17 protein-coding genes and 3 pseudogenes are annotated in these 16123 nt (G+C 60.5%); 11 read left to right on the forward strand and 9 right to left on the reverse strand.

Going from position 1 to position 16123, the window contains the following annotated elements:
* Nucleotides 1-176: 176 nt before the first annotated feature.
* Nucleotides 177-740, reverse strand: a complete 564-nt coding sequence (locus ACHMWU_RS25250) for a hypothetical protein (protein WP_396048173.1) — start codon at nucleotides 738-740, stop codon at nucleotides 177-179.
* Between the two features lie 1254 nt (nucleotides 741-1994).
* Here ACHMWU_RS25250 and ACHMWU_RS25255 point away from each other — a divergent pair.
* A complete protein-coding gene (locus ACHMWU_RS25255; protein ID WP_396048175.1) occupies nucleotides 1995-2606 on the forward strand; it encodes a glycosyltransferase family 4 protein in 612 nt (203 codons plus the stop codon).
* Between the two features lie 4 nt (nucleotides 2607-2610).
* Here the strand turns inward: ACHMWU_RS25255 and ACHMWU_RS25260 are convergent, their stop codons facing one another.
* From ACHMWU_RS25260 to ACHMWU_RS25285, 6 genes and pseudogenes are all read right to left on the reverse strand, one after another.
* Entirely contained in the window at nucleotides 2611-4041 is a 1431-nt protein-coding gene (locus tag ACHMWU_RS25260; RefSeq protein ID WP_396048177.1) for a lipopolysaccharide biosynthesis protein, read from the reverse strand.
* An 18-nt stretch (nucleotides 4042-4059) separates the two neighbouring features.
* Nucleotides 4060-4998 (reverse strand): glycosyltransferase family 2 protein, encoded by a 939-nt coding sequence (locus ACHMWU_RS25265; protein WP_396048179.1) that lies wholly within the window; start codon nucleotides 4996-4998, stop codon nucleotides 4060-4062.
* A gap of 286 nt (nucleotides 4999-5284) precedes the next feature.
* A complete protein-coding gene (locus ACHMWU_RS25270) occupies nucleotides 5285-5707 on the reverse strand; it encodes a Coenzyme F420 hydrogenase/dehydrogenase, beta subunit C-terminal domain (RefSeq protein ID WP_396048181.1) in 423 nt (140 codons plus the stop codon).
* Nucleotides 5708-5711: 4 nt separating this feature from the next.
* A pseudogene (locus ACHMWU_RS25275) lies at nucleotides 5712-6158 on the reverse strand (coenzyme F420 hydrogenase/dehydrogenase beta subunit N-terminal domain-containing protein); the annotation flags it as partial.
* 314 nt (nucleotides 6159-6472) lie between these two features.
* Nucleotides 6473-6850, reverse strand: coding sequence for a polysaccharide pyruvyl transferase family protein (locus ACHMWU_RS25280; RefSeq protein WP_396048183.1), 378 nt, complete (start codon nucleotides 6848-6850; stop codon nucleotides 6473-6475).
* Nucleotides 6765-7571 carry a polysaccharide pyruvyl transferase family protein gene (locus tag ACHMWU_RS25285; protein WP_396048185.1) on the reverse strand — a complete coding sequence of 269 codons (807 nt, stop codon included), beginning with the start codon at nucleotides 7569-7571 and terminating at the stop codon, nucleotides 6765-6767. The genes ACHMWU_RS25280 and ACHMWU_RS25285 overlap by 86 nt, the downstream gene beginning before the upstream one ends.
* 521 nt (nucleotides 7572-8092) lie before the next feature.
* Between ACHMWU_RS25285 and rfbA the strand changes: the two are divergent.
* The 9 genes and pseudogenes from rfbA (at nucleotide 8093) to ACHMWU_RS25330 (ending at nucleotide 13620) form a co-directional block, all read left to right on the forward strand.
* Nucleotides 8093-8955 (forward strand): annotated as a pseudogene (gene rfbA / locus ACHMWU_RS25290) (glucose-1-phosphate thymidylyltransferase RfbA).
* An 85-nt stretch (nucleotides 8956-9040) separates the two neighbouring features.
* The gene (locus tag ACHMWU_RS25295; RefSeq protein WP_396048187.1) at nucleotides 9041-9469 is read left to right on the forward strand and encodes a YveK family protein; all 429 of its coding nucleotides are present in this window, start codon (nucleotides 9041-9043) and stop codon (nucleotides 9467-9469) included.
* On the forward strand, nucleotides 9432-9734 hold the full coding sequence (locus tag ACHMWU_RS25300) for a GNVR domain-containing protein (RefSeq protein WP_396048189.1): 303 nt from the start codon (nucleotides 9432-9434) through the stop codon (nucleotides 9732-9734). Before ACHMWU_RS25295 ends, ACHMWU_RS25300 begins: the two co-directional genes overlap by 38 nt.
* 178 nt (nucleotides 9735-9912) lie before the next feature.
* Nucleotides 9913-10011, forward strand: a pseudogene (locus tag ACHMWU_RS25305) (CpsD/CapB family tyrosine-protein kinase); the annotation flags it as partial.
* Between the two features lie 88 nt (nucleotides 10012-10099).
* On the forward strand, nucleotides 10100-10435 hold the full coding sequence (locus tag ACHMWU_RS25310) for a hypothetical protein (RefSeq protein ID WP_396049313.1): 336 nt from the start codon (nucleotides 10100-10102) through the stop codon (nucleotides 10433-10435).
* Nucleotides 10436-10691: 256 nt separating this feature from the next.
* The gene (locus ACHMWU_RS25315) at nucleotides 10692-11288 is read left to right on the forward strand and encodes a hypothetical protein (protein ID WP_396048191.1); all 597 of its coding nucleotides are present in this window, start codon (nucleotides 10692-10694) and stop codon (nucleotides 11286-11288) included.
* A gap of 182 nt (nucleotides 11289-11470) precedes the next feature.
* A complete protein-coding gene (locus ACHMWU_RS25320) occupies nucleotides 11471-12673 on the forward strand; it encodes a DUF4012 domain-containing protein (protein WP_396048193.1) in 1203 nt (400 codons plus the stop codon).
* Between the two features lie 63 nt (nucleotides 12674-12736).
* Nucleotides 12737-13168, forward strand: coding sequence for a hypothetical protein (locus tag ACHMWU_RS25325; RefSeq protein ID WP_396048195.1), 432 nt, complete (start codon nucleotides 12737-12739; stop codon nucleotides 13166-13168).
* 260 nt (nucleotides 13169-13428) lie between these two features.
* Nucleotides 13429-13620: a hypothetical protein gene (locus ACHMWU_RS25330; protein WP_396048197.1), complete on the forward strand. Its 192-nt coding sequence runs from the start codon at nucleotides 13429-13431 to the stop codon at nucleotides 13618-13620.
* Nucleotides 13621-14067: 447 nt separating this feature from the next.
* Here ACHMWU_RS25330 and ACHMWU_RS25335 read toward each other — a convergent pair whose 3' ends face one another.
* Nucleotides 14068-14271 (reverse strand): hypothetical protein, encoded by a 204-nt coding sequence (locus ACHMWU_RS25335; protein WP_396048199.1) that lies wholly within the window; start codon nucleotides 14269-14271, stop codon nucleotides 14068-14070.
* A gap of 25 nt (nucleotides 14272-14296) precedes the next feature.
* Between ACHMWU_RS25335 and ACHMWU_RS25340 the strand changes: the two genes are divergently transcribed.
* A complete protein-coding gene (locus ACHMWU_RS25340; RefSeq protein WP_396048201.1) occupies nucleotides 14297-14878 on the forward strand; it encodes a hypothetical protein in 582 nt (193 codons plus the stop codon).
* A gap of 16 nt (nucleotides 14879-14894) precedes the next feature.
* On the opposite strand, the gene ACHMWU_RS25345 is transcribed toward ACHMWU_RS25340, so the two are convergent.
* Complete coding sequence (locus ACHMWU_RS25345; protein ID WP_396048203.1) at nucleotides 14895-15776, reverse strand: WD40/YVTN/BNR-like repeat-containing protein; 882 nt, start codon at nucleotides 15774-15776, stop codon at nucleotides 14895-14897.
* Nucleotides 15777-16123 lie beyond the last annotated feature (347 nt).

Genomic DNA, 16123 nt, shown 5'->3' on the forward strand with positions numbered 1-16123 from the left:
TGCGTATCCGCACACCGCAACCAAGAACGCGATCTCGATGTGTCTGTGGCGTTCAAACAGTCGAACAGTCGCCACAGCGAAGATCCCGATGAAAGCCAAAGACATCACCAACCCTCCCCCTACCAGAAGGTGGAGATAGGAATTGTCGACAATCTCTGACCCACGATCAAAGCGCTTCACTGAGTTGCTAATAGCAGGTCCTCCAGTCCGCTGCGCTGGATGAAGCGCTGATACAAGGCAGGCCGATAGCTGAAGAACTCATTGACGGAGACATCCTCAGAGAACCTCACGAGTGAGAGTGAGGTCGCAAGCACGACGAGCGGAAACATCGCCACTAGTGTTCTCGCAATGGCTGATCGCGCGAGCGTCGGTATGAGGAATAGCAACGCGACGAAGCCGAGCAGCGCGTAGTAGCCGCCTCTCGCATCGGTTGCGAAGAAGAGCTGGGTCGCGACCAGTAGCGCCGTCCCAAGAATGACCCAGCGACCCCGCTTCCTGTACTTAAAGACGTACAGGATCACAAGTGAGGCTGCCCCAAACACAACGTTATAGAAGAATGGGACTCCGTCTGTGCCAAAGGTATGTCGCTCTCTCGGCATCAGGACGACGTCTTGGGTTACTCCGCTCACCAAGAAAAGGAAGATCAATGCAAGCGAGACGAGAGAAGCCACCACCAACGATAGTTCTACCTGCCTCTCTGGCAGCACTCCGAGCGCCGGAACCAGAATCAGAACAAACAAGTACGACAACTGGTCCTGGTTCCCCGGGCCAGAAGCAAGACCATCGTAAGTAGTATCAGCAACGCGAGCCACCGAGGTAACTTCTGACGGGTCAGGAAGAGAATGGCGAACGCTACGAGGACTACACCTACTCGCACCGCGCTCTTAGCACCCGAATCATCAGAGAAGATCGTTTGAATCAAGACCGCATTGATACCCAGTGCAACGAGACACACGGTAAGGATGACTGACGAAGCTCTGACTCCAAAGCCATTTTTCGCCTTCGTGGGATCAGAGGTTGCGCACCCCATTGCCAACTCCTTGCCGTAGTGACAATCGGGACTCTATGCATCGCAGGTCTCAAGTTCATTTCGGAGGGCTTCCCCGACGAGCCGGTGCGCTAAGTCCATCTCAGACCTCTCGAATTCTAGACGGTCCTCGCGTCCGTGTTCGTGGTGACACAGTCGCGAGTCCCTGCAGGAACGCTTAAGACGTAGCTCGATCACGCCGTATGACGAGCCTCTCAAGGCCAAGCGTGCGAACTCCCCAGTTTGTGCGACTGCACCGATAAGATGATGGTTCCGCGGTGAAGTTTGCGAGGGATTGTGGAGCCTAGTCCGGGGAGTCGCAGATGGACGCGGAAGTAAGAAGCCACCACGGAGGTGCTCAGAATTCGGATTGCCTGTGTTGCCCCATATGTGGCGTATGAAGGCATCGACCATGCCGGCGGCCTTTACCTAGAAAAGTACCTTGCCGCGCTGGTGTCTCTCGGTCACGAGGTGCGCCTATTCGCCCCAACTAGCGACGCGAACGTATCGGGTCTATCGCGTTCACTGCCAGCACCCACTTCTTTGAGCACATTCAGCAATCCAGCCTGGGTCCGGCGCAAATGCCAGTTCCTTTTCCACGGAGTCGGCGCCAATGCGGTACGCGGAACGACCTTCCTGCACGGTCTAAGCGACGACGACAACGATTGGCTGCGCAGCGCGGAGGTCATTGACCTTCAGTGGTACGACTGCCTGATCTACGCCCCCTTGCTCCGCAACCTCCTCCCTCGCGCAATTCTGGTGGGAACAGCCCATGATCTCCTGACTCAAAGCGTAAGGCGCGCCACTACTCTGGGGCCAACATTCATGATGCGAGCCAAGAGTCGCCTAAAGGCGCCCCTAGTTTGTTACTGGGAGCGACGCGCAATCAACGCGTTGGACCACGTCGCCGTTTTCAAGCCTGCCGACATCGGCTACATGCGTGCGATGGGCATACACACCGACGCAAGTGTCACTGTCCCCTGTCATCGAGACACTGGACGTTTCGGATTTCCCATCGTCAGCGTCCGGCTCCCCGCCTGTCGTCGTCTTTGTTGCTGCGTTTGCGCGGCAGGAGAACGAGGAGGCAGCAAGATGGCTGATAGACATGATCGTTCCCCGGATACGCGAGTCGATTCCTGGGATTAAGATTCGGTTTGCGGGTTCTCACCCTCCGACCTGGCTCGCGAACTCTAAAGCTGCCGGTTTCGAGGTCACCGGCTACTTGAAGAACATGTCGGATGCATACCGCGATGCCTCATGTGTCATCGTCCCCCTCCGTCGCGGTGCCGGATTGAAATTCAAGACCATCCAGGCAATGTCACTCGGAGTGCCTGTTGTGTCTACGACTATCGGCGCCGAGGGCATTCTTGAACTCTGTGGGTTCGAGCCGTTTGCAGTAGAAGACGACGCTGAACGCTTTGCGGACGCTATCTTAGATGCTGTCTCGATCAGCGAACGTCAAGTACGCGACCTGCGGCGGCAGGCGCATTCAATCCGTGGCGCGGTCAACCTCAAACTCAAGGTCGAAGAGCAGGTGTCCCGGATGACGGCTCTGCACTCGTCAAGAAGCCATACTTAGTCACTCATGTATCTAGTGACGTCTCGTACGAGGATTCCCGGACCGCGGCGAGTAGCAGTCCAGCTGCAAGAGCGATAGAAGTCGCGACCGCAGCAAACCAAACACCGTCCCGTGCGTCAAAGAAGGTGGGAACCGCGGCTATAGAGATGGCAGCCAAGCCGACAAGAAGCCAAGCTGGCGTCAGCCCACTACGCCGCCAATCTACCTCCAGACTCATACGTCGGAGCAGCCAATGACTCACAAGAGCCATCACCCCATAGCAGGCAACTTGTGCCACCGCGACGCCTTCCACACCGATAGTGCTGCCGAGCAGGACCGTCCCAACGGCCATCACCGTTGCGCCCGATACCGATGCCGTCCAGTTCCACGCCGGACGTCCTGCGGTCATGGTTACGAAGTTGATCGCGAGAACGTAGACAGTCCATAGATACGGCGCCACTGAAAGGATCGCGAGCAGTGGCACAACGCTGCCGTAGGCGCTGGTGGGGACAACCCAGGCCACGAACGGTCGGCTCGCACCGCAGATCAAGACCGGTGCTACTACTGCGATTGCCAACTGTAACCGGACGATTCGGGCCAACCGCCTCGAAGGACCCGGCAGTGAGTCCGCCGCGTAGTCGACAGCTACCGCCCTATTCACCTCCACGGCGAGCAGCATTCCAACATTTGCCGCGTTGAATGCCACGGCAAATTCCCCAACCTCCGATAGCGGAAGGACAGTGGCCATGAGGGGGCGACTCAGCGAGGACAGCGCCCAAAAGGCCATAACGTGAGGGACTATCGGTATCGCAAATGCCGCCAATTGAAGGAAGCCGGCCCGGGACAGTGACCACTGTTCCGGTTTCAACAGGAACACTGCGACCACGAGCGTCGCCGACGCGGCACACAGATCGCTTAGCACCCATCCCCAGATTCCGTGTCCTCCAACGATGACCAGACCAAACTTTGTTGCGACGCCGATCAGAATCGACGTCCCAGCGAGCAGTACGAATCCACGCAATCTCTGCTGCGCACGCAAACACGTCTGTACGTATGCACCTGGATACATTCCGATCCCGATAGCAAGCAAGCCGATGGCGATGCACGCAGCCGGGATCTGAAATATCCGAAGGTCTGTGACCAAAACAGCTACGGCCACTGCTAGGCAAATGGACGGACCAATCCACGCTAGCCAAACGGCAGCAGCCGCTAGTGTCGAGCGCTGATCGGGATCGATTTCTGCACGTGCAGCGGACCTGAAGACCGCCTGCTCCACGGCTGCGCTCATGAGGACCGAAGCGAACATCCCCAGAGCGACGATGATCGAGACCATTCCGTACTCATGGGGTGACATTGCCCGTGTAACGAACGGCAACAGCAACAGCGACATCGACCTCTGCACCATCGCCAGCGCCGTGTAGACGACTAGCGCACGCTGGGTCGTTGGGGACTTCACGCGCGAATCTCGGGGTCGCTACTCACCAGCACGACTATCGATTCCGGCCTGGAGACGGTTCGAGCAGACTGTGCGCGACCGACTCACGGAGTCACCGATCATTCCCAGCTGGAATCCGAATCCCTCGAGCCCACCCCGCCTTCTCGCTGATTGAGGCCTACTGAGCGTCATCGCGGCGAGGGCCCGTAGCCATCGAAACGGGAAGAGGAGTAGTTCGCGGCGCAGTTGCGAACTCGTTCCAAACTCTCGGATCAACCGCGCGTTGCCTCGCCCGTACCTGTAGTACTGACGCACCAATTCGCGCGGTTCTGCTCGCACTCGGTAGGAAATGACAGCACCTGGAACTAGAAAGGTTGGGTGACCTGCAGCTTGAGCACGCCAGAAAAACTCGATCTCGTCACTGCCCCCAGCGAAACTCTCATTGAACCCGCCGAGTTCCTCGAACACGCTTCTGGTGAACCCACAGTTGGCGCCGACGGGATACGCGATCGCCGAAAAATTTGTTCGGCTCAGTTCGCTTTGCCGTGACAAAACCGTACCGTCAGGCAACTCACGATCAAGCCTGCCCCCAACACAAGTCGCTCCTTCTGCGAACGCCTCGCCATAGGCTTGAATCCAACCAGGATGCACAACATCGTCTGCGTCGCACAGCAGCACATACTTGCCCCGCGAAAATCGGACCCCCGCATTTCGAGCAACATTGATACCGCTCGACTCCGATGCATCAGTCAGTTTCACGTGCGGATGCTCCGTGGCATATCTGGCAACCAGGTCAGCAGTGGAATCCGTAGACCCGTTGTTCGCAACGATCACTTCGTACACATACTCAGTCTGTTGGGCGGCTAGCGAATCCAGTTGTTCCTTGAGCGTCATAGCCCCATTCCGGCATGGGATTACGACTGAGATCTCAACTGCTGCCCGTTCAGACTCTGACTCGTCTCCGATCGGGATCGTCATCTGGATGCAACCAGTTTCCGAGCAATGCGCTTGGCGACACCCGAGACACCCTCGCGTTGTTGCAGTCTCTGTAGGGCCACAACACGATAAAGAAACTCGTACCACCGAACGTGCGGCTTCATTCGTTGCTCGAAATAGGACCAGTCGTTTCGCGCTACCGCTTCTTCGTAGTGCAGATGACTCTGTTCGGCCATTCGAGTCCGCGCATTCTGAATCAGACGACGTGTTCGCGGGATCTTGACCTCACCACCAACTCGACGTTGCGGTCGCCAGCGCCCCGCTCGCTCTACCCTGTCCAGCCGATACTGAAGTTCGTCACGGGTGTGATGGACGAGCCCCTCTGCGAGGCAAGGACCGTGGACACCGAAATTGCGTCAAAACGTAGGCGGCCATCCGCAACTGCATCGTCGACCATCGCTTGAATCGAGGGGTTTCGGACTATCACCACGTTGTTTCCGAGGTTGTCGGTGTCATAGTCGCGAAGCCAGGCATCCCCCACCGCAACGTCGGCTGTTTCATTGAGAGCATCATCTGTGAAGTCTGAGAACTTCGCTTTGAAGAAGCCGTGCCCCCAATTGCTTCCGAACAGTTCGCTTTGGGCCCGCCGGAGAGTCACAACCTCCCCTCCTACAAGTCCGGTCATCTCCATCTCGTAGTCCCAAGCAGGACCGCTGCTTCTTCTTCCTAAAGTCAAAATCTCGTAGATCACCAGGCTTGATTCCACATTGCCAAGCGAAGCTCTCAACGTATTTCGTACTCTTCTGGTGGCCACAGATGAGACCGATTGCAAATGCAATCCGTTCCCCGAAGGTGGCGTGATTCTCAGCCAACAATCGCACTTCGCTCACCACACTCGGAATACCGACGACGGCGTACCGGCCCGGCGATTCAAGAATTTCACCAAGCGCCGCGCTCAATTCGGCCGGGTAGTACCGCGATTTAGACCGTGCATTAATTTCGGCGATCGTGCGGGAAATCTCATACCTGAAGAGGATTCCATCCTCGCCCCACTGTTCGCCCACATGCACGACGCCGTCAATTTTCCCTTGAGTCAGCAGTTCACTCAGAATCCACGTAACGAATCCGCCAGAACTGCCGTTCGCTCGAAAACTCCCCTTCGGCCACGTACCCTGCGTACAGCCCGGTGTGGTGTCCAACAACTTCCGCGTAGGTCACCCCTTCACCGCCACTGAACAGACGGCTGGCGATCGCGTCTTCGTCTGAGGACCGTCTGTCTGACATCGTGCTGATTCTCTCGATAATCGAGAGGTCCGCTGACGATGTAGGCATGCTCTCATACAAGCCAGCGCCATTTAGCACCGTGCGTACCGAAGGATCTGCGGCCGACAGAGCTCCGCTCCCCACGTCGTATCCGCCACGAAGTACTGAGTCTCGAAAGCCCGCTTGATCGACCGTTGACTGCCGTCGCGTCCGGCGCATCAAACGCATTGGACTCCTTCATTCAGATGCCAACTCATGACCTCACCTCACGGTCCGGGTTCCAGCGCCAGACCGCCGACGAGTTGATCTGCCAGAGACGAAAAGTACTCATCTTCGAAGTAGGGCGGCAGGGCACCGGGGAGTCCGCCGAGTAAAAGTGCTCAGCGGCCTGGACGGCTTCCTCTACCGAGCCGGCAAAGCGGATCATGTTTCCAAAGATCTGTGGCGGGAACCACTGCACGCCTGATCGCAGTTTGTGGTCTGTCGACTCCAACACGACCACTGGCGTGCCAGAAATGAGTGAGAAGATCACGCCGTGATATCGGTCAGTCACCGTCACTTGGTAATTGGAGAAATCGGCCCAAGATGCCTCTATGACTGACCGGAAGCTTCCTACGAATATGGATCGCATCAAGTTTCGAATTGGTGTCCGTGACTGTAGTGGGACCGATTGTGTTCAGCCCTTCTGTCAAGGCGTCGACCAGACCTGACGCAACATACACCGATTCAACGTCGCTTCGAACGCATAGTTGAATACCCTCGCGCGGTCCCTCGAACCTTCTAGTACCAATCTGTGAGGTGACCATGTCGGGATACTTGTAGATAGTCGTGCCGCCGAAAGCTTCCTGCGCCAGACCATGCGACTCACTATCGCGGCAGATAAGCACGAGGTTGGGGTGAGCATTGAACACCGAGGCTGTCGCCGCCTCTTCCTTCGGATCAACGAAATTGATCGTCTGCGGCAGGACCACTATCTGATTCAGACTGAACCGGGAGGCTGTCCATTTCTGTAGTTCAATCTCGAGCGGGTAGATGTCAGTGGTGTGGTAGCCGCTGTGAAGAAAGATCACATCCGACGGCCCGATGAACCTGCTGGCAATTCTCAACAGGAGTCGTCGCGCGACCGTTGCGGACCGAGTATCGAATACGACCACGTTGAAGTTCGGATACGCACGCGCCAGCCAATCCTCTGTGCACAGTGTTTGCGCCTGGTCTCCGAGGTTTGAGTGGAACGGCGAACCCAGAAGGACTGCCTTCGGCGCGTTCTTGGACCACTTCATCGTTCGGAGCGACGCCCACATGAACTGTGCCTGTGACCACCGTTCGCGAGCTTGCGTGGCTGCAATCTTCATTTGCTTCAGCACCCTTCAGACACCTCCCTCACGTCATCGGAGCCAGCCTACGGGGCGCGAGGTTCGAAAAAATCATTGATGCCTCTTGGTCAACCGTGACAGATGTCACTGCCAGCCCGGCTGTCATCCGCCTCTCACGGGCTCTCGTCACTCAGCAGACCAGAAGCTTTGTCGTGCGACCGAACTCCAGCGCGAAACCTGACTGCTCAGCGACCTACCACGCAGCACTTGAACTCAGTAGCGGCTTTCTGAGACTGCCACCAAGGTTCACTGACCCGGCACTCGATGGTCGTTGCGCGGACCAGTCTCGAAGTCACCACTATGGGGACGACCGGCCCAAATCGGAGCAAGTTTTGCTGCGGGAAACTCGATGACCCTGAAAGTTGAGCCTGCGTGGTCAACGGTCATGCACGAAACTCAATCCACCAAACCCGGCACCGCCGCCACAGGAACTGAACATGTGGTTGAGGTTACTTTTAGAAGTAGCTCTTCGCCCTGCCGTGAGCCGTACGCTTCACCACATGAAAGGCATCATTCTGGCTGGCGGAACTGGCTCACGCTTGCACCCCGTGACCCATGGAATCAGTAAGCAGCCGTGCCCGTTTACGACAAGCCGATGATCTACTACCCTCTTTCGACTCTGATCGCTGCGGGAATTAGTGAGATCCTGATCATTACGACACCGCACGAGGCACCGCTGTTTGAGAGGCTCCTAGGAGACGGGTCGCAGTTCGGGATCTCGATCAGTTGGGCGCAACAGCCATCGCCTGACGGCCTCGCGCAAGCCTTCATCATCGGCGCGGACCACATTGGTGAGGACTCCGTGGCGCTAGTCCTCGGAGACAACATCTTCTACGGAACCGGCGTCGGGACCGACCTGCAACGGTTCGCCGACATAGAGGGAGCGTACGTCTTTGGCTACCGCGTGTCGGATCCACGATCCTACGGCGTAGTCGAGTTCGACCATGACGGCAATGCGCTTTCGTTAGAAGAGAAGCCCGAACAGCCCAAGAGCAATTACGCTGTGCCCGGTTTGTACTTCTACGACAACAGCGTCGTCCAACTTGCACGCACGCTCGAACCATCTTCCCGAGGCGAGTTGGAGATCACGGACCTAAACCGGCTCTATCTTGATGCTGGCCTCCTGAAGGTCGACGTGCTCCCTCGCGGAGCCGCGTGGCTCGACACTGGCACCTTCGATGACCTGAACGACGCGTCGAACTTCGTCAGAAGCCTCGAGAAGCGACAAGGACTAAAGGTGTCCTGCCCGGAGGAGGTTGCTTGGCGTCTTGGGTTCCTGAGCGACAGCGATCTTCGCGACCGCGCCTCGAAACTCTCCAAGAGCGGCTACGGCGACTACCTACTAGCGCTACTCGCGGAATAAGTCCGGCGCGACGTCGGCACTGGCAATCACCCCCCGCTACACTCACTGAACTCAACCAAGAAATCCAGTCTCGGATGGAGAAACGGTGGACCTGCGTGACTATCTGAGAATCTTGCGAACCCGTTGGATCCTCATCGCCCTGTGTAGTCTCATCGCGGTGGGCACGGCCTCCATTCTTACGTGGACGGCGACACCTCAGTACACATCGTCGGCCCGCCTCTTCGTCTCCACGCAAGGGTCAACCGACGATGCGCAGGCCAACCAGGGCGGTCAATTCTCGCTGCAACGGGTGAAGTCATACGCAAACTTGCTGACTGGCGAGGTTATTGCTCGCAAGGCAATCGAAAGGCTCGGCCTCGACGAGGACCCGGGCACTCTTGCAGGTCAGATTACGGCGAGCTCAGCAATCGACACTGTGATTCTCACCGTCAATGTGACCGACCCTTCTCCTTCGCGAGCTGAAGCTCGCGGAAGCCGTGTCGGAAGAGTTCGTCGCCTACGTCGCCGAACTTGAGACACCGCCAGGCAAGGACGAAGCGACCATTAAGGCCACCGTCGTTGACCCTGCTTCTCAGCCGACGGCCCCAGTTTCTCCCAACCCTGGCCGCAACATCGCGCTTGGTCTCGTACTGGGCCTGCTGGTCGGCGCAGGTATCGCTGTTCTGCGGAGACACTCGACTCGACCATCAAGTCGGCCAAGCAGCTCGACGACCTCGTCGATGCGCCGGTGCTGGGCACCATCGGCTACGACAGCGAAGCAGTTGACACTCCGCTCGTGACCTCGCTCGACACCTATGCACCCCGCACCGAAGCATTCCGCGTGCTGCGTACCAATCTGCAGTTCGTCGACCCCGATCAATCGCACAAGGTCTTTGTCGTCACGAGCCGTTGCCGGCCGAGGGCAAGACGACCACCGCCATCAACCTCGCGCTGGTGCTGGCCGAAGGCGGCGAGCGAGTGGTTCTGGTCGAGGCTGACCTCCGCCGTCCCAAGGTCAGCGAGTACCTCCGTCTCGAAAACGCTGTCGGCCTGACGACGGTGCTTGTCGGTCGAGCCGAGCTGGCCGATGTCCTGCAACCCACGGCGCATCCCAACCTGACCGTCCTGGCCAGCGGTGCAACGCCCCCCAACCCGGCCGAGCTTGTTGAAGTCCAAGGCCATGGCAGCGCTGCTGGCCGATCTGCGCGAGGACTACGACATCGTCCTCATCGACTCGCCACCGCTGCTCCCCGTCACCGACGGCGCGCTGATCGCTGCCCAGGTCGACGGCGCACTGCTGGCTGTCCGTCACGGGAAGACGACCGTCGACCAGGTCACGGCCGCACAGGACCGACTCGAATCTGTCGGCGCGCACACCGCTGGAGTGATCCTGACGATGGCGAAAGCCACCGGCGGCGATGCCTACGGTTATGGCTACGGCTACGGCTACGGACCCGAGGCAGGACCGACCAAGCGGAAGAGTCCTGCCAGCAAGAGATAGCCCTTGCAGTCAATGTGACTCATATCACCCGCCGGACTCGTAACTTTTCTGTTTCCAACTCGTCTGGCGTGCCCGGTTGTCGCTATTGTTTTTTTCTCAAGACGGTTCACGAATTTTCTTGAACAGACTCGGCTCGTACACCAAGAAAAAGGACCTGCCATGAAGAAAGCCACTACTGCGCTCTTCGCGACGTTTCGGCCTCGTGCTCGGCGCTGTCGCATTCACCAGCCCCGCTCAGGCGGCCTACCCCGGCACTGTGAACACAGCGACCTCCGTCTCCGCGCCCAGCAGTGCGAACGAGGGCTCGACCATCACCGTCAAGGTCACGACTGCCAGCGGCAACGCAGCAGCGATCGCCGGAAGCACCAAGGTCACGTTCGCAGGTCAGACCGTCACCAGGTCAGTCTCCAACGGCTCGGCCAGCGTGAGCTTCAAGGCACCCAGCGTCTCCAAGAACACGAAGTACACGATCAGCGCCTCCTTCACCGCTGCCACCGACTCGGTCTACAAGAACAGCAGCGGTTCGAAGAGCATCACGGTCGTGAACACCACCGCCACGAAGAAGAGCACGACTTCTATCTCCGCGCCGGGCAGCGTCAAGGGCGGCAAGAGCTTCACCGTGAAGGTCAAGACCAGCGGCAGCAGCGGCAAGGTCGCCGGCACGATCAAGATCAAGTTCAACGGCAAGACCATCACCAAGTCGATCTCCAACGGCTCGACCAGCGTGTCGTTCAAGGCCCCCAAGGTCAAGAAGAACAAGAAGTACAGCATCTCCGCGACCTACACCCCGAAGAAGGACTCGGTCTACAAGGCCAGCAGCAAGTCCAAGAGCATCACGGTCAAGAAGAAGTAGCACCATTCTTCAGCCGTCATGACAAGGGTGGGGCCGCCATAGGCGGTCCCACCCTTTCGGCTGTATGCGAAAGATCCAGCGGTGAAGTACACCGGGCAAGGCGTCCTTGCCTGAACTCTCGGGAGCAGATCACGTGGCAGGCAAGAAACTCTGGATCGGTAGCGGCATCGCTGTCATCGCGCTTGCCGCAGTGGGCGCCTACTCCTACGTCCAGCTTCTCGTCTGCCCGAGATGACCTCAATGCGGCAACGACCCAAGCAACTGCACTGCAGGACGCCCTGACCGCAGGCGACGGGCCGCGCGCCACCTCCGCGCTCGCCGCGATGCAGGCGAACGTCGACAGCGCCGACTCGACTCTTGGCAGCCCGATCTTCTCCATCGCCGCCAAGGTGCCGTTCGTGGGCAAGAACATCGCCGCAGTGCGCACCGTGACCACTGCGGTCAAGGACATCGCCGACAACGGCTTGCCGCCGCTCGTCGACGTGGCGAGCGAGTTCAATGCCAAGACGTTCAACCCTCAGGGCGGAACGATCGACGTGGCCGCCATCGAGAAGCTCGCACCCAACGTCAAGCAGTCGTCGGGCGTCATCAACGCTGCGGCCAAGCAGATCAACTCCATCGACGCCGACTCTCTGCTCGGCGCTGTGCAGAAGCCAGTGCGCGACGCTCAGGACAAGATCGGCTCCGCAGCGGACATCGCCGCGCGTGCGAGCATTGCCTCTGCGATCGCGCCGGGCATGCTGAACGGGAAGCACCGTTACCTGCTCCTCTTCCAGAACAACGCCGAGATCCGCGCCACCGGCGGACTCCCCGGCGCGTGGGCGATCCTGACCGTCAACGACGGCAAGATCGCTCTCGGCGAGCAGGGCAACGGGGGATCTATGGGGGATCTGCCAGACGACGTCACCTCGATCTCCGACGAAGAGCTCGAGCTGTTCGGGCCTGGGCTGGTGCGCGACTTCCGCAACATCAACTTCACCCCCGACTTCCCGCGGGCGGCCTCGATCGGCACCAAGATCCTGAAGCAGGAGCGCGACATCGCCGTTGACGGTGTCGTGTCGCTCGATCCGGTGACACTGTCTTACATCCTCAAGGGCACTGGTCCGATCACGTTGCCGGACGGCACCGTCCTTACCGACAGCAATGCGGTCGATGTGCTGCTCAACAGCGTGTACGTCAACTACCCCGACGGCAAGGAGCAGGATGCCTTCTTCGCCGATGCGACCGACCAGATCCTCGCCAAGGTGCTCGACGGAGCCGGCGATCCGACGAAGGTGCTGTCGGCCCTGACGCGGGCTACCAACGAGCGTCGTGTCGCCGTCTGGTCGAAGGACAAGGCAACCCAGTCACAGCGAGCCGGTACCGCCCTCGCCGGGGGAAGCTGACCGACCCAGAAGGCAGCGCAGTCCACGCTCGGCTTCTACCTGAACGACGCGACCGGCGCCAAGATGCAGTACTACCTCGACTATGACGTGACCGGCAAGGCCATGAAGTGCACCGCAGAAGGGGTGCAGACCTACGAGACCGTGACGACCCTCGCCTCGACTGCCCCGGCCGACGCCGCCGACCTGCCTGAGTCCATCAAAGGGCCCGGATTTGGCGCTTCGCCCGGGACCATGCTGGTGAACCTCTACGTCTATGCGCCAGACGGCGGCAAGGTCACGGGCCTGACGATCGACGGCAAGAAGACCGTGGCATTCCCCGCCACCCACGACGGTCGTGGCGTCATGCAGGTCACCGTCGAGCTGGGTCCGGGCAAGACGGTGACCGTGGAGAGCACCGTGAAGTCGGGCGTGAAGCAGCGGAGCGACACTCGTGTCCTGGCCACCCCCGGCATCGTCCCGGGGTCGAAGGCGCTGACAATTCCGAGCACCTGCTGACCAGACAAATCGTCCGGCATGCCGGGTAAAACGTCTTACCTCCAGCAACGTCGAGGCGGCACGAGAAGCGATGTGACCTTCGGGTAAGTTTGTCGTTGTACCTGCCAGATGCGCTCGACGATCCGGCGCATGTGACGGCTACGACTAACCCGGGATATGACATCACTGTTCTGAGATACGGCGGCACCGTTGAGATGTCGGCGTCCGATCACGCCGCTTTCATAGCGGCCCTCGATTCGTCTCGCCCTGACAACGACGCCGTGAGCACGTCGACACAGCGACTGATCAGCCCATCAACCGTCAGCTACGTGACGATCCGGACGCAGGTGGGCTCGCTCGGCGCCAGCAATGCACTGACCATGACCCGGCGCCCGACGCGAGGTGGGCTAGACGCCGGCGTCGTCGTCCTCGTCGGGCTCGACATGACCACCGGACACCCACCGGTGCACTGACGTCCTCGAAGCGGCTGGAATTCCTACCGGGACAGCCCGTGACCTGATCACCGGCCAGCCTGCCGCATCCTGAATGCGGCCAACTTCCCCAACCGGCCGTGGGAGGTCCGGCCCGCACTCGACAAGTGGATGGCACAGAACGTCCCCTCAGTCGTGATCCTGGTCAGGACCGACCGCGGCGCACTCGGTGCCACCACGAAAGCTGCCGAGCGGGCCGTGCCACTGCCGATGCGTAGCGCCGTCAGCGTGCTGGGCATCAGCGAAGCCGTCGCCTCCGAGCTCGACGCATTCCTGGCGGCACACGACATCGGGCCACTCGCCGCAGAGAGCATCTGCGTCCTGCAGCGCACCCCGACCGAGCTGACCGATCTGCTCCGGGTCACCGATGTCACCGACGCCGCTGCTGGTCGGCGCCTGGCCCGGACCGTCGAGACCGGCCTCGAGGCCTCAGCACGCGACGTGCACGACTTCCTGACCACCGCCACGGCCGACACCTTGGAGGACGCGTCCCTCTTCGAGGACGACGACACCATGGCCCTGCAGGCGCAGGCCGATCAGTCTCGTGCTCACTCGGCACAGATCAACGCCCAGCTGTCGAAGGTGCGCGCCGAGCTGAGCCAGTCGCGGCGGCGGATCCGCGAGCTCGAGCACGCGCTGGACGAGCTGAACGCAGCAGGTGGCCGAGAACGAGCCCCGGCCAGCAACGTCGATCGTCCAGCTGTCACCGCCTCCGATCGACGAGCCAGCCCCTCCCGCCGAACCCGACCCGGTCTTCGACTCATTTCACGACCTCATCGACGCTGCGCGCCAACAGTTCGACCGCCTCGTTCTCAACGACGATCTCGTCACCCCCGCTGCCGCCCTCGACAAGCACACGAAGGCTCCCGTGTGGCGAGCCCGCACCTGGGGTTCCCTGCTGATGCTGCAGGACTATGCCGACTACCGCGCGGGCGGCGACACCGGAGCGTTCCGGGTGTGGCTCGAGCAGCACCCTCACCCGCGGATCTCACCCCACAACGTGGCGACCGGCGAGACGGCGTTGACTGCGGCCGATCTGGAGTTCCGCCGAGCCAGGACCTTCCCGGTTCCCCCAACGGTGGCTGCGGATGGATTCAGCTATTTCGGCGCTCACATACGCATCGAGCCGGGACGCACCTCGCCCGCGCCGCGCCTGCACTACCTGGACGACTGCGCGCGCACCCACAAGATCTACATCGGCCACCTCGGCCGGCACCTGCCGTCGCACCGCGGCGAGTAGGGCCCGCCGACCAGGCTCAGGGCTGCTTCCAGTCCGCCCCGTTGCTGCTCACGTAGAGACCGTCGTTGACGACCGCGGCCAGACCGTTGGCGCTGGCTGCGATGCCTTGGGCCGGCTCCCCGGTGATGCAGCCACCTGGCTGCCACGTGACACCCGCATCCTTGGTCGTGAACGCATTCGCAGCGCAGCCGTTGTACCGGGCCAGCGCGTAGCCGGCCGTCGGAGTCAGGAACGTCGCGACGCGGAGGTTGTCGAGACGTCCTCGCTGCGTCCATGTCGTGCCGCTGTCGCCTGTCCCCTTGATCGAGCCATCAGCACAACCCACCCGCGCCGACTCTGCCGTGATCTGGCTGACCGAGACGACCTCGCACCCCACGTCACCGGAACCGGTCGGAGACACGACCCGCTGCTCGTCCTTCGGGTCGGCATACCAGAGCGACACCGCCGCGCTTGCCGTCCACTTGGCACCACCATCGCTCGACCGGGCCTCGCGCACCGTGCAGTCCGAGTCCAGGCCGACGATGCGCAGGTCACTTGCGCTGACAGCTCGGGCACCCAGCACCGTCACCAGCCCGGTCGCCACCTGGGTGACCTTCGCACCGCCATCCAACGACGTGGTGATCGGCGCCCGTTCTGCCGTGCTGGTACACGCGGTGCGTGGACCGAGCACCAACGCGCCATCATTGGCCAACGAGATCGCGATCGACCGGGTCGCATCGAAGTCATAGCTGACCTGGGCATCGTCCGGAGCAGCCGTGGCAGCTGCCGGAGTCACCGGACGCGCCACGATGTCCGACTCCGGCGGGGTCTGGAAGACGTGACGCCTTGCCCCGATGATCAGGACCACGTCGACAATGACGAACGCGGCGATCAGCACCAGCGGGAGAGTCTTCTTCACCTGATTTATTTTAGTGCCGACAGGGTGCACCGACCGCGGCAGCCATGTCGCCTACGACACACTCGTGCTTCCGGCATACCAGCGCAACTAGGATCGCTGGATGCGCATGCGGTGGCTCCTCGTCCCCATGAGCATGTACGCACTGGCTCTCGCGCTGATCGCGCTCTGGTCGTCGCCCGTCGACCGTGGCATCGACGTCGTCTCGCTGCCACCCGTCGCCTGGATGATCCGCACCCTTCACCTCACGGTGGAGCAGGGCTACGACGTCACCGAGTTCACCGCCAACGTCATGCTGTTCATCCCGTTGGGCGTCTTCACGATGCTGCTCAAGCCATCGTGGCGCTGGT

This window comes from Aeromicrobium sp. UC242_57 (assembly GCF_044452305.1).
In the GTDB taxonomy this organism is placed as follows: Bacteria; Actinomycetota; Actinomycetes; order Propionibacteriales; family Nocardioidaceae; genus Aeromicrobium.